Source organism: Paenibacillus sp. JT22N12, from assembly GCF_056269365.1.
This window is the reverse complement of record NZ_JBWDNU010000001.1, coordinates 792,871-806,282: the sequence shown is the minus strand read 5'-3', so window position 1 is coordinate 806,282 and position 13,412 is coordinate 792,871. Positions and strand designations below refer to the sequence as shown.

Here is a 13,412-nt window from a genome sequence, read left to right as displayed (position 1 = left end):
ATGGAGGAACATTGACAATGAAGAAGGTTTTGGTACTCGTATCCATGATTATGATAATTGGTCTATTGGCCGCTTGCGGGCAATCGGCGGACTCCAACCAACCGGCACCGCAAAATACAGCAGGAAACACTACTGAAGGCGCGACGAATGAGGGCGCAGCTCCTGAGAACACCTCGACGGATACGGAGGCTCCGGCACCGGACTTTATCGTGCACGATGCGAATGCAAAAATTGCTTCTTTGTCCATCCATATTACCAGCAACCTGCTTGCTCTTGGCATCACGCCAATCGGTTCGGTGGTGGGCGGCGATGTGAAGGATTTTCTGCCCCATGTCGCGGATCTTCTGAAGGGTGCGACGAAATATGGGACCGTCTCCGATCCGGATATGGAAGCTCTGCTCGCCTCGAAGCCCGATTACATCTATCTCGATGAAGAATATTCAGGCAAGGACGTCTCCAAATTCGAGAAAATTGCCCCGACGATCGTTGTGGATATGAATAAAGGCACATGGCGCGACCATCTGAAGCTCCTTGCCCGGCATGTGGGGAAAGAGAAGGAAGCGGAAGCTTTTATCGAGGATTATGCTGCCAAAGCGGAGCGGGTTCAGACGCTGGTTCATAGTGAGCTCGGCGCGGACGCCAAGGTAATGGCCATTCGCATGACAGCCAAGGAGCTGCGCGTCATGAGCACCGGAAATCCTGTAGGGCCGATTATGTTCGATGATCTGAAGCTGAAGCCGGCGAGCGGCGTGGAGAAAATTGCCGCGGATAAGCCCTTCGAGGTTATTTCCAAAGAGGTCCTTCCGGATTTTGACGCGGATGCGATTTTCGTGATTATCAGTGTCGGAAGCGAAGCGAAGAGCAATTTCGAAGAGATGGAGAAAAACGCGGTGTGGCAAAACCTGAAAGCCGTCAAAAACAAACATGTTTATATCCTTGACGGACAAAGATGGCTGGATTATTCCTCCATGGGTCAAAGCATGGCTCTGGATGACGCCGAGAAGCTGTTTGCCAAGTAAACGTCAGCGAAAGCGGCATATAAATGATGGGCTGTTTCAAGAGGCAGGATCTTATAGAGTCAGCCAGAGTCAGCCGGAGACAACCGGAGACAACCCGATAAAATAAACGAAAGCACCTTCGGAACCACGTATAACGTGGAGACGAGGGTGCTTTTTTCACTATAAAGGAGTTATAAGTTTCATTTTTTTGCGGTCGGCGAGGAGACAGCAAAGGAATTAATGATACAGCACGATTTTTCCTTTTAGCAGTGCTCGTTCTCGAGGCTGAAAGGGATGCAAGCCGGAAATTCCTTGCTGGAGCGGTCGTTCGGGCATTTTAATTAAAAAGCGGTCGGCAGTCGTCATGAAGCGATGCACGAGGCGCCGCTTTCACCATCATCGTTTGCTGAGCCGGGACTTCGCAGCAGCGCATGCTCAGGCATGCATTTTTCGAAGCGAATCGATGCAGGAAGCAGCCGGACCGACGCTGAATAGGACCGACACGCCGAAATATTTGTGCAGCCAGTGGGAGAGACGACGCATGACGAGAAGTATAAAGGCAATGAAGTGCGCGAAGCGATGCTGGACGATTTGAAAAAAGCGGGCGTCATTCAATAATTTCTCCGGCAGCTTAATCCCTTCCGGCTTCATAGATCCGGGCAGCTACCAGGCCCGGGTCTGTTTTGGCTGTGGTCAAATGGTCGCCTTGGCCCTTGAGGAGACGGAACAGCCCCAGCCTGCTGGACATATGGGGATGCCAGCCGTACTCGCTGTTCCCTTGAGGCAGCACATTATCCTCCGTAAAGTATACATAGCTTGCCGGGAAATTCTGCGAGTAAAATTTCTTGAGGTCCAGCTTGTCGTAAGAAGGCTTGGCCGGTTCGGGCGCGATGCCGCTGTAAATGCGGCGGGCTGTTTCCAGGCTGGCCAGATTGACGAAGGTTTCGCGAAAGAAGGGAAAGGGAAGCATAATCGTATCGTCCATTGAGCTTTCTCTCAGCTTCCGGAAGACCTCGAGCGCATCGGGCGGAAACTCATCGGCTACCGCTTCTCCGTCTTTGATAATGAAGGCGTTGTAGAAGACCAGCCGCTTGATGCGTTCCGGCATAAGCTGGGCAACGGTTTGGACGACCGAACCGCCAAAGCTGTGTCCCACAAGGACGATATTCTGAAGATCTCTTGACGTGATAAAATCGGCAACGGATCGGGTAATCATCGCATGTGTGACATCTTTATTGGTGTCCGGGCCATGACCCGGATTGTCAGGTGTATAAACCGTGTGGCCCATTTTGCGAAGATGCGCGGCAATCCCGTTCCAGAAGCCCGCATCGGCCCAGGCTCCATGAATCAGTACAAAAGTAAGGCGCTGCGCGGACCATTTCTCCTGGTATGCCGCAGAGGGCAGCGATTCAGGAACCGGCGCAGACCACGTCGGCATAGGAGCAAAGGGAAAGCGGGAATTGAGGCGCAAATCGCCGGGATATAGCGGGTAGTATGGATACGGCCAGAAATATGGAGAAACAGGCAGCGGCATCAAGGAATTCCGGTGATAGCCGCCGTACCCTGATGGTACATATCGATTCATAAGCTTTTAATCCCTTCGCGGATAGATGCTTCAATATATGCGGCGATCGCCCAGTCGGTTATTCATATTCTCTTAACGCAGATATTGACTCAAATTACGCTGGAGCATATCCACAACAAGCTCTTGTAGCTGTGTTGGCAGAACAACTTTCACTTCAGGTCCGAACTTGAGCAGCTGACGTGCCAGGAACGGCAGCTCCTCAAGAGGCACATCCTCCCGCCACTTGCCGTTGTCGGCCACTGTATGAAAAAGCTGTTCGAATTGGGCGAGCCTTGCTCCTTCGGCAGTGAAATGCAGCAGAACCTCAACACCTGGGCGATTATCGCTGGAAGCCATCCATTCTGTAAGCGTGGGAAGGCTGTCATCCGTACCGGCAAGCACGGCGGCTTGTTCAATTCGATCAACGCGGTAGAGGAGTATCCGCTCCTTATTCCGGGCAGGCATGTACCAAAGTCCGTTTTCATAGTAGATGCCCAGCGGATACACTTGCGTTTTCTTTCTGCCTGCCCGGGAATGATAGAGAAACTCGATGGATCTCTTGTCCATGGCCGCCTGCAGGAGCACTGTCGTAAACGGGGATGCGGCAGGCGGCCGCTGCTGATTGAAGACAATATGCTTTCTCATCCGATCAATGCCGTCCTGGGTATCGACCGGGAGGCTGGCGTAATACTGCTCCGCCAAATGGAAGCGGGTGGATTCGAACGGGAAATCCGGTATTTTTTCCAGTGCCTGGAGCATCAGGAACAAGCCGAAGGCTTCATTTTGCGTAAGCTGCAGAGGAGGCAGAATCCGGTTGGGCAGGGCGCGGTAGCCACCGTGGGGCCCAACCTCCGTGTAAAGCGGGAAACCCATTTGCTGCAAATGGTCGAGATCCCGCTGAATGGTGCGGACCGATACGTCAAAGCGCTCAGCCAGCTCTCTGGCGGTGAATTTTTTCCGGGAATCGATGATCTGCATCATGGCTATTCTTCTTTTGTTCATTTCCATCACCTAATTACGTCATAATTTGTCGTAGATATACTGTAACATAAATTTCTGAAGGGAGCGATGAAGGATGAATATGAAGGAGGACATGCCGATGAAACCTTTGCATGGTAAAATAGCCGTAGTGGCCGGTTCGACCCGCGGGGCGGGGAGGGCGATCGCGGTGATGCTTGGAGCGGCGGGTGCGACGGTGTATTGCACGGGCCGCAGCGTCAGAGGAAATCCGTCGGACATTAACCGGCCGGAAACGATTCAAGAAACGGCGGTGATGGTGACGGCTGCCGGCGGTACGGGAATTCCGGTTCGGGTGGACCATACCGTGGAGGAAGAAGTGAAGTTATTGTTCGAACGGGTGAAAGCAGAACAAAACGGTGTTCTGGATATCCTCGTTAATGATATCTGGGGCGGGGAAAAGCTGTTTGAATGGAACACGCCGTTCTGGGAGCATTCCTTGTCCAATGGCTTGCTGATGCAGGACCGCGGCGTCCGCACGCATATGATTACCAGTTATTATGCCGCACCTTTGATGGCTGCGAGAAAACAGGGATTAATCATTGAGGTGACCGACGGGATTGGATATGGGTACCGTGTGAATTTATATTACAGCCTGGCCAAAATCTCGGCCATTCACCTGGCGGCTGCAATGGCTGAAGAGCTTCGTCCCTACCAGGTCACCGCGCTTGCTGTCACACCCGGATTTCTTCGCTCGGAGCAGATGCTGGAGCATTTTGGGGTACAAGAAGCGAACTGGATGGATGCGGTTAAGCAGGAGCCCCATTACGCGGAATCGGAAACGCCGTATCTTCTCGGACAAGGAGTCGCCGCGCTGGCTGCGGATCCTAACGTGTCGGAAAAGTCCGGGAAGGTCTTCGGCAGCTGGCAGCTATCCGACGAGTATGGCTTTGTTGATGTGGACGGCAGAAAACCCCATTGGGGGAATTATGCCAAAAAGCACGGCTTTCCTCATACGGAGTAGACTCGAGCCTGGAGCAGCCTGAACGATAAAATTCCATTAACCTTTGCTTATATCTCTTAGGGAAGAAGCTTGCGGCTCCACCATAGGACGGCGGAGCCGTTTCTTTTTGGCTAGATAAAATGTATAGGGTTCACGCCTATAATGTTCTATACGGTTTGAGGGAAGAAACTAACTCGGCCGTCAAGGATGGCTTCAGCGGTTTCTTCTTCTAATTGCAGCACAAACCCTCCAGGCTCTGCTCTGGAAAGGCCGGTGATAAACCGGAGTCTTCATTTCACTCGACTTTTCTTGAAAAAAGGGTACAACAAGGGGGTTCCATATGAAGGGAAAGCATCCTGTTATCCAATTTGGCGGCTCGAAGGTCGGACTGGGACCGCTGCGTGCGGAGTATATAGAGCTGTATTACAGATGGAACAGGCATTTTGTCCATGACCGGAACATCGACAAACCGGACCCGTTAACGCCGGAGGAGCAGGAGGAAGCCTTCCGTGATTTTTCGTCCAATCCGCGTTACATATTCTTCACAATCTATGACAAAGAACCAGCGCTCCCGATCGGAATTGCGTATCTGGAAAGGGAAGATGCTCTCGCGGAGTTTGCTATTATTATTGGCGAAGAAGAGCATCAAGGCAGAGGAATTGGTACGGAAGCCGCTCAATTAGTACTGGATTATGCTTTCACGGTATTGGGATTGCGGCAGGTTTCATTAGTCGTGGATGAATCCAATCCCGGGGCTATTCAAGCATACAAGAAAGCAGGCTTCAAAGAGGAAGGTAAACGAGCACCAGCTGGAGATATCGATGGACAAGCGTCCTATCAACTTACGATGAGCTGCCAGGCAGCGGACTTTGTGAGTCCGGTGCTGAAGGATTTGCTCGGGAAACGCAGCTTGGAACCGGAATCTGCGTTTGATGGTAACCATCAGGATTGAGCCGGTTTTGAGGCTGAACCAGAATCGACTCGTACACTCTGGGCAGCTTCGTCGGTGCGGAGCCGAAAATTAGTAGATCTGATATTTTGACTAAATGGGCAAAAATTGTGTTCCCGGGACGAAATACCGCAATTCAGAAGAAATCTTGGCACCCTTTGTGAGTGAAAATAGGGAGACAGGATTTTTTTGTTTATCGTAAAGAAGCTTCAAGAAGCTTCATGCTTGTGGAAGCCGAACCGGTTCGCGGAAAGCACGCAATGACAGGCATGCCCGATAAGTCGGTGATAGAATGAATAACAAAGGGAGGTTATGCGGTTGGATTGGCTGTCACGGATGAAAAATGCCCTGGACCTGATGGAGAATAGAATAGCGGAGCCTCTGGGAATCGATGAAATTGCGAAAGCGGCTTATTCGTCCCCGTTTCATTTTCAGCGCATGTTTCATATGTTGACGGGAATGACGGTGGCCGAGTATATGCGTAAACGCAAATTGACCTTGGCCGCGCAGGAGCTCGCGGTCTCATCCTCGAAGGTAGTGGATGTAGCGCTCAAATACGGCTATGACTCGCCCGAGTCCTTCGTCAAGGCTTTTTCGGAAAATTCACGGCATCGCTCCATCGGAGGCACGTAATCCGGGAGTTGTACTTAAAGCTTTTCCCCGCATTTCCTTCCAATTATCACTGAAGGGAGATACGAACGTGGATTATCGCATTGAGGAGAAAGAGGCTTTTGCTGTTGTGGGCAAGTCCGCTGCTGTCACATGCCAGGATAATGAGCATATGAGGCAGATCTCGAGCTTCTGGGAGGAATGTCAACGGGACGGCACCGTTGACAGACTTGCTTCCATGAGTGCGGACGGGATCCTGTTTGGAATTATGACGGGCATGGAAGCGGGTAAAGAGGATTATCATTACATGATTGCCACCAAAGCAGCAGACAGCGCATCACCTGCAGAAGGGTTCACATTGGGGGAAATCCCCGCTTCCACTTGGGCGATATTCGTCTGTGTCGGGCCGGTGCCCGGAGCGATTCAGGATATGTTCGGCCGAATCTATCAAGAGTGGTTTCCGGCCACGGGATATGAACATTCCGGGGCGCCGGAAATGGAGGTATATCTGCCGGGTGATGTAGCTGCAGATGACTACCGCTGCGAGATTTGGACCCCCATTGTGAAAAAATAGGATCGCTTCAGAGCAGCATTACAAGACCAGGGATGGCTTCTGCCTTCCTTGGTCTTTGTTTTTTTCGGCTCAAGCATAGAGAAACAGTATAGAAAAACCATAAAGTCCTATGACAGGGTTCCCAGATCATAACTGGATTGTATTTAGGGAAATCAATCCTTACCTTCTCACTTGCATTAGTGTTATAAAATGGACTCTGTAGGTGAAGATCGAAACAATACAAATGGAATGGAGGATTTACTGATGAACAGCGCCATCGAGATCCGGGGAGCCCGGGAAAACAATTTGAAGGATATTACGCTCCGCATCCCGAAACACAAGCTGGTTGTCCTGACCGGCCCATCCGGTTCAGGCAAATCGACGCTCGCCATGGATACGCTTCAGCGGGAATGCCAGCGGCAGTACATGGAATCGATGGGAATGACTTCGGAAGCCGTGGCCAAGCCGAAGGTCGACGCGATTGTGGGCTTGTCCCCTTCAATCAGCGTTGGGCAGCATGTTACCAACCGGAATCCGCGGTCGACGGTCGGCACGATAACGGATATCCATACGTATCTGCGCGTCATCTACGAGAAGCTGGGCGAACGGCTTTGTCCCCACTGCGGCAGTCGGTTTGTTCCCGGTCCGGAGAGCGGTGCGGCCGGCGCTCCTATCGGGGATGGGGAAGGGGATGATAGGCAGTCCGCCGTTCGCTGCCCGCACTGCGGGGGAGAGACGGAGCGTTTGACGCGCAGGCATTTCTCCTACAACACACCGGAAGGCGCATGCGGAACATGCGACGGACTCGGTCACACCGTCACACTGAACCTGGAGGCCGTCTTCGATGAAGAGCGGAGTCTCAGCGAAGGCTGCGTCACGATCTGGTACGACATGATCGCCAAATACAACAGCTCCATCCTGAAGGCGGCTGCCGATTATTACGGTTTTATATTCGATGCCGACCTTCTGCTCAAAAATTTTGACGTTGTGCAGCGCGATCTGCTGTATTACGGCGTCGAGAGCGAGGCATTCTCCGCTCATTATCCCGGCGTAAAACCGCCCAAGTCAGTTACAGGGGGCAAATTTGAAGGTGTTATTACCGGAATCTGGAGGAGGTACAAGGAGAAAGGCGGCGAATCAGGCGAAGCGGCATTGTTCCGCGAGCAAATATGCGGGGCATGCCAGGGGGCGCGGCTGAAGGAGGAAATCCGCCAGGTAACGGTGGCCGGCGCTTCCATCTCCGATATTTCCAGTTGGGCGCTGCAGGACGCGCTCGTCTGGCTGGACGGACTGATGGGGAGGCTGCAGTCTGATGAAAGGGAGCAGGTGGAAACGCTGCTGCATGATCTGACCGTCCGAACGAAGCGGATCGTCGATGTGGGACTCGGCTATCTTTCGCTCAGCCGCCAGTCGGTGTCCTTGTCCGGCGGTGAGGCGCAGCGGCTTCGGCTCGCTTCCATTCTCGGATCGGGTCTTACCGGGGTGCTGTATATTCTCGATGAGCCGACCGCTGGGCTGCATCCCCGCGATACGGCGGGCCTGATTCATGTGCTGAAGCAGCTGCGGGATTTGGGCAATACCGTGCTTGTGATCGAGCATGATATCGAAATGATGCAAGCTGCAGATCATGTGATCGACATGGGGCCGGGCGCGGGCAGCTTTGGCGGGAGCGTCGTCGGGGAAGGGACGCTGCGCGAGCTGATGGACAATCCGGAATCGGTCACGGGCGCTTTCCTGCGGGAAGCGGGAAGCCGGACAGGACCGCGTGAAAGACGGCCGGGAAACGGCACATTCCTGAATGTCCGCGATGCTTATGAACGGAATCTGAAGCATATCGACGTCAAGTTTCCGCTTGGCTGTCTTGTCGCTGTTACCGGCGTATCCGGCTCCGGGAAATCGACGCTGCTCTTCGATCTCGTGGCTGCGGGCGGACGCGACGAGCAGCAGCGGAGCGGGTGCGGGAGCATCACCGGCTTTGGCGGCATCGGCAATATTGTGACGGTTGACCAGTCGCCGATTGGGCGGATGAGCCGCTCCAATGTTGCGACTTACACCGACGTGTTCACCTCCATGCGCAACCTGTACGCAGGCTTGCCGGAAGCGAAGCGGGCGGGGCTTACTCCCAAGCATTTCTCGTTCAACACGCCGGGCGGACGATGCGAGCATTGCCTCGGGCTTGGTGTCGTGCCGATGGATATGTTCTTCATGCCCGGGCTGGAGGTCCGCTGCCCGGTTTGCCGGGGCAAACGTTTCAAGGAAGAGGTGCTGCGCATCACCAGCAGCGGGCTTTCGATCTCCGATCTGCTGGACATGACCGTCCAGGAGAGCCTGCCGCTGCTTCAGGGCCTGATCAAGATGGATGGACAGATCGCTTTATTGAACGAGGTTGGGCTCGGATATTTGCATTGGGGCCAGTCGGTCCGGACGCTGTCGGGAGGGGAAGGCCAGCGGATCCGGCTCGCCAAGGAGCTGGGCGGCAAAACCAAACGCCACTCGCTGTATTTGCTGGACGAGCCGTCGACCGGTCTCCATCCGCGCGATACCCGGCAGCTGCTGGTGCTGCTGAACAAGCTGGTCGACGCCGGCAATACCGTGATCGTCGTAGAGCATAATCTCGATATAATCCGCGAATGCGACTGGGTCGTGGACATCGGCCCCGAAGGTGGACACGGGGGCGGTGAAGTCGTTGCCTCAGGCACGCCTGAAGCGGTTGGGGCCGTCAGCGCCTCTCATACCGGACGCTTCCTGCGTGAAGCCTTGCTTCAATAACAATCCTTGCAAAGCCCACGTTTCCGGCATCCGACGGAGCGGGGGCTTTATTTTTATTGTGAGAGTACGACGAAATGCGGGGATGGTCGAAGTCTTGTAATTCGGGCACCGTCAGCTCCTGCCCTGAGAGGCGTGAATTACGAGCATATGGGAAAACCAGTCCTGCTGTTCAGCTGGTCCGCCTTGCCGCACTTGATTGAACGAAGTTTGGTTAAGCTTTGTTGAAATTCCCTTTTTAAGGAATACTAAAAATAGGAATAGTAAAAGGCGACGTCCGATGGGCATTATGCGGGACAAGATCGCTGTGCGTGAATTTTGAATTAAAGGCTGTCCACCATTGCAGCGCCCGGCAAATGGACGATAACCATAAATCGCGTTTAAGGGGGAATGATGCGGCGTGGACCAACCAACTCTGCTTCATGATAAAAAACAACGCAATCTGCTGTTCAGTGCAGGCTTGAGCTGGCTGTTTGATGCGATGGATGTGGGTTTGCTTTCGTTTATCGTAGCCGCGCTAAGCGTAGAGTGGCAGCTTGGAGCCGAGCAGGTCGGTTTATTGACGGCCATCAATTCCATCGGGATGGCTGCAGGCGCCGCCGTGGCCGGTTCACTGGCGGACCGTTTCGGGCGCAGGACGATTCTGCTGTGGACCCTGCTTATTTTCTCTGCCGCCAGCGGGCTATCCGCACTCGCGACAGGTTTTGTGATGCTTTGTATACTGCGTTTCGTTACAGGCTTCGGGCTTGGCGGGGAGCTTCCGGTGGCCTCGACTTTGGTATCCGAATCGGTTCCCGCAAAGGAAAGAGGAAGAGCTATAGTCCTGCTGGAGAGCTTCTGGGCGGGCGGCTGGATTCTGGCTGCGCTGATATCCTATTTCATCATTCCGGTATACGGCTGGAGAATCGCATTGGTCATCGGCGCTTTGCCCGCGTTGTATGCTCTCTACCTCAGAAGAGCTATTCAGGACTCGCCGCGTTTTTTGGAGCAGCGGCACAGGAAGCTTTCGCTAAAGGTAAGAATGAGCTCCTTATGGTCGCAAAAATACAGAAAATCGACGATTGCGCTCTGGATTTTATGGTTCACTGTCGTCTTTTCCTATTACGGGATATTTTTATGGCTGCCGACCGTTATGGTGCTGAAGGGCTTTGATCTGGTCAAAAGCTTTCAATATGTCCTGATTATTACCCTCGCCCAGCTGCCCGGTTACTTTACAGCCGCTTATTTCATCGAGAAATTCGGACGGAAATTCGTACTCGTTACATACCTGCTGCTGACCGCTGCGAGCGCTGTATGGTTCAGTAATGCGGATACAACCGGTATGATTCTGGGGGCCGGCATCAGCCTGTCCTTCTTCAACCTCGGGGCTTGGGGTGCGATGTATGCCTACACGCCGGAGCTGTATCCGACCTCCGTCCGGGCGACCGGAGTAGGCTTTGCCGCCTCCTTCGGACGTATTGGAGGAGTGATCGGCCCTTATCTGGTCGGAATTCTCGTGGCTGGCGGGACTGCCATTACGACGGTGTTTATGATATTTTTCATCGCCATTGTCATCGGGGCTCTTGCGATCTTGTTCCTGGGGAAGGAAACGAAGGGGACGGATCCCGATACAGTATAAATCTTGGAGGTCTTTTCGAGGGACGGGGATGTATTCACTTTCAATCATCCTGTTCCAGACTCAATGGGCAGCGAAGCGGAGAGACGGACATGCACGATAAAGCGGTGATGGTTGTTATATTGCTTTGAAAAAAATCAGGGCTACCGTTATTGTATACAGCTTCGTCGGAAATTTATTCATCATTGCTTCCACAGCAAAAAGAGGGCCAACAGGCAGCCCCTATATCCCCTGACGTATGGTCTCCAATGCCCAATCACACCATTGCAGCTCCGTTTGCGCATTTCGTATTTCCCGGTCGAACAGAAAATAAGCGCCTAATACATGCGATCCCGGCTCGCTTCCTTCCTCGGAAAGCCTTGCCCGCTTGATCCTGATCTTCTCCGCTGTTTCTTCCAGCTCCGCCAACCGCTGCTTATACAGCGTGCGCCTTTCCTCCAGCAGCCGCACAGCCTGTTCGTCATCAAACATCCGGATGCTGTACATTTTCAAAGCAAATTCATCGCGGATCACGGGCTCGGCTGTTGGTTCAGCCATCCAATTTCTCAAGATTTCCGAGCCGCTGTCGGTTATAAAGTATATTTTTTTGTCCGGTTTACCAGTCTGCTGCATGGTTTCAAAATGGACATAACCCTTATCCACCAATTTGGCGAGAAGGGGGTAGATCTGACTATGGTCAGCTTTCCAGAAAAGCTTCATTCGCGCTATAAGGTCATACCCGGAGCATGAATCGGTAGAAATCGCGCTGAGCAGGCCATATGAAAGTGTGTTTATACTCATATATTCATCCCCTAATAAAAATTTTAGCTTGTAAAGGATATGTTAATATTGACATAACAGTAGATATGGAGTTATGATGTTGCCTACAGTTGATTATATGTGAAAATCAACATACTAACAAGGGCGAGGAGAGTATCCGATGCATCAGGAAGAAGGCAGGCAGATCAAGACTACTCCCATTATTTTGGCAATATTTTTTGGCAGTTTTGTCTCTGTCCTGAACGTTAGTACGATCAATATCGTTATTCCGGTGCTGCAGCAGGAATTTGCCGCCGAGCTCAGCGTTGTCCAATGGACGCTGACCGGATTTATGCTTGCAATGGGCACTTTCGCTCCGGTGACGGGATATTTTGGCGAGAGGTTCAGCTATAAACGTTTATTTCTAACTGCGCTCATCGGGATGACGGTTGCGTCCATACTTTGTGCGATATCGTGGAATGCTCCGGTGCTGATTGCTTTCCGAATTCTGCAGGGTGCTTTCTGCGGCGTGGTTATTCCAACCGCCATGGCGATCATTTATCAGATTATCCCGCGGGAAAAACAGCCGGTCGCCATAAGCCTTTGGGCAGCTGCAACGAGTCTTGCTCCGGCAATCGGGCCGACTTTCGCGGGGTGGATGCTCCAGCATTTCACCTGGCAGTGGCTGTTCTGGGTGAACGTGCCGTTCGGATTGATTGCCATCACCATGGTTCTTGTGTTTATACCTTATTACCGGCTTAATGTTCCCAAGAAGCTTGATCTCATCGGACTGATTACGGTCATTATCAGCAGCTCCACTATTCTTGTTGCGTTGTCGCAAGGAAATTCATGGGGTTGGGGCTCGGCGAAGACCTTGCTGCTGCTTGGAGGGGGCCTTGTATTTCTGGTCCTGTTCATCTGGCGCGAGCTTACTGCGCAATCGCCGCTGCTTCAACTGCGTGTACTGAAGAATGCACGGTTCACCTTAACATCGGCCATTCTGTGCATTACGACGATCAGCTTTTATTCCGGCACGCTGCTGACACCTGTTTTTCTGCAAAATGTACAAAAGGTCACACCGCTTGACACAGGTCTTGTTCTGCTTCCGGCCTCGCTTATGATGGCGGTCATTACGATGTTTACCGGTAAGCTGTACGCCAAAATTGGCCCGCGGGTGCTGTTAATTGTCGGCACCGTGCTGCTCGCAGGCGGCAGTTTGCCGCTCAGTTGGCTCAGCGTCGACATCTCGCATGGCTATATTCTGTTCTGGATGATCGTACGCAATGTGGGAGTTTCGCTGATGATCATGCCCGCAAGCAATGCCGGCATGGAGGAGATTCCGCCGGAACTCAGCGGTCACGCCTCTTCCATCTCCAACTGGCTGCGCAATGTATTCGGTTCGTTTGCAATTGCGCTGTTTACTTCGCTGCTTTCTTCCCAATCCGGCAAACATGCCTCGGAGCTTGCCGCCGGCGGCACGACCGACAAATTGCAAATCCCGGGTATGGCTTATACGCTGAGTATCGACGACGTCTATCTCATCGCTACCGTGATCGTGCTTGCCGCTCTGCCGCTTAGTTATTTTATCCGGCAAAGCAGGGCCAAGTCGGTATTAAGTCAGAAGAAAGCTGTTCAATCATAAGTTCCATATCATGAAAAT

General features: G+C 52.8%; 9 protein-coding genes and 1 pseudogene. 7 read left to right on the top strand and 3 right to left on the bottom strand.

Annotation, left to right across the window (positions count from 1 at the left end; genetic code table 11):
• Positions 1-17 precede the first annotated feature (17 nt).
• Positions 18-1,019, top strand: a complete 1,002-nt coding sequence (locus tag AC0YOA_RS03335) for an ABC transporter substrate-binding protein (RefSeq protein WP_475785394.1) — start codon at positions 18-20, stop codon at positions 1,017-1,019.
• A 610-nt stretch (positions 1,020-1,629) separates the two neighbouring features.
• Here the strand turns inward: AC0YOA_RS03335 and AC0YOA_RS03330 are convergent.
• Both AC0YOA_RS03330 and AC0YOA_RS03325 read right to left on the bottom strand, forming a co-directional pair.
• A complete protein-coding gene (locus AC0YOA_RS03330) occupies positions 1,630-2,583 on the bottom strand; it encodes an alpha/beta fold hydrolase (RefSeq protein ID WP_475765938.1) in 954 nt (317 codons plus the stop codon).
• A gap of 72 nt (positions 2,584-2,655) precedes the next feature.
• Positions 2,656-3,564 carry a helix-turn-helix transcriptional regulator gene (locus AC0YOA_RS03325; protein ID WP_475785393.1) on the bottom strand — a complete coding sequence of 303 codons (909 nt, stop codon included), beginning with the start codon at positions 3,562-3,564 and terminating at the stop codon, positions 2,656-2,658.
• 97 nt (positions 3,565-3,661) lie between these two features.
• Here AC0YOA_RS03325 and AC0YOA_RS03320 point away from each other — a divergent pair, with 97 nt between their 5' ends.
• The 5 genes and pseudogenes from AC0YOA_RS03320 to AC0YOA_RS03300 all read left to right on the top strand — a co-directional run bounded on the left by AC0YOA_RS03320 (position 3,662) and on the right by AC0YOA_RS03300 (position 11,017).
• On the top strand, positions 3,662-4,543 hold the full coding sequence (locus tag AC0YOA_RS03320) for an SDR family oxidoreductase (protein ID WP_475785392.1): 882 nt from the start codon (positions 3,662-3,664) through the stop codon (positions 4,541-4,543).
• 319 nt (positions 4,544-4,862) lie between these two features.
• Entirely contained in the window at positions 4,863-5,474 is a 612-nt protein-coding gene (locus AC0YOA_RS03315; RefSeq protein WP_475785391.1) for a GNAT family N-acetyltransferase, read from the top strand.
• 309 nt (positions 5,475-5,783) lie between these two features.
• Positions 5,784-6,654 (top strand): annotated as a pseudogene (locus tag AC0YOA_RS03310) (AraC family transcriptional regulator).
• A 243-nt stretch (positions 6,655-6,897) separates the two neighbouring features.
• Positions 6,898-9,402, top strand: a complete 2,505-nt coding sequence (gene uvrA / locus AC0YOA_RS03305; protein WP_475785390.1) for an excinuclease ABC subunit UvrA — start codon at positions 6,898-6,900, stop codon at positions 9,400-9,402.
• 397 nt (positions 9,403-9,799) lie between these two features.
• Complete coding sequence (locus tag AC0YOA_RS03300; RefSeq protein WP_475785389.1) at positions 9,800-11,017, top strand: MFS transporter; 1,218 nt, start codon at positions 9,800-9,802, stop codon at positions 11,015-11,017.
• A gap of 219 nt (positions 11,018-11,236) precedes the next feature.
• Here the strand turns inward: AC0YOA_RS03300 and AC0YOA_RS03295 are convergent, their stop codons facing one another.
• Entirely contained in the window at positions 11,237-11,794 is a 558-nt protein-coding gene (locus AC0YOA_RS03295; RefSeq protein WP_475785388.1) for a PadR family transcriptional regulator, read from the bottom strand.
• A 139-nt stretch (positions 11,795-11,933) separates the two neighbouring features.
• Here AC0YOA_RS03295 and AC0YOA_RS03290 point away from each other — a divergent pair, with 139 nt between their 5' ends.
• Positions 11,934-13,394, top strand: coding sequence for an MDR family MFS transporter (locus tag AC0YOA_RS03290; RefSeq protein WP_475785387.1), 1,461 nt, complete (start codon positions 11,934-11,936; stop codon positions 13,392-13,394).
• Positions 13,395-13,412 lie beyond the last annotated feature (18 nt).

Coding starts and splice junctions, on each gene's coding strand:
- uvrA (WP_475785390.1), top strand. CDS start 6,898: ATGAACAGCGCCATCGAGATCCGGGGAGCCCGGGAAAACAATTTGAAG.
- AC0YOA_RS03335 (WP_475785394.1), top strand. CDS start 18: ATGAAGAAGGTTTTGGTACTCGTATCCATGATTATGATAATTGGTCTA.
- AC0YOA_RS03320 (WP_475785392.1), top strand. CDS start 3,662: ATGAAACCTTTGCATGGTAAAATAGCCGTAGTGGCCGGTTCGACCCGC.
- AC0YOA_RS03290 (WP_475785387.1), top strand. CDS start 11,934: ATGCATCAGGAAGAAGGCAGGCAGATCAAGACTACTCCCATTATTTTG.
- AC0YOA_RS03325 (WP_475785393.1), bottom strand. CDS start 3,564: ATGAACAAAAGAAGAATAGCCATGATGCAGATCATCGATTCCCGGAAA.
- AC0YOA_RS03330 (WP_475765938.1), bottom strand. CDS start 2,583: ATGAATCGATATGTACCATCAGGGTACGGCGGCTATCACCGGAATTCC.
- AC0YOA_RS03315 (WP_475785391.1), top strand. CDS start 4,863: ATGAAGGGAAAGCATCCTGTTATCCAATTTGGCGGCTCGAAGGTCGGA.
- AC0YOA_RS03295 (WP_475785388.1), bottom strand. CDS start 11,794: ATGAGTATAAACACACTTTCATATGGCCTGCTCAGCGCGATTTCTACC.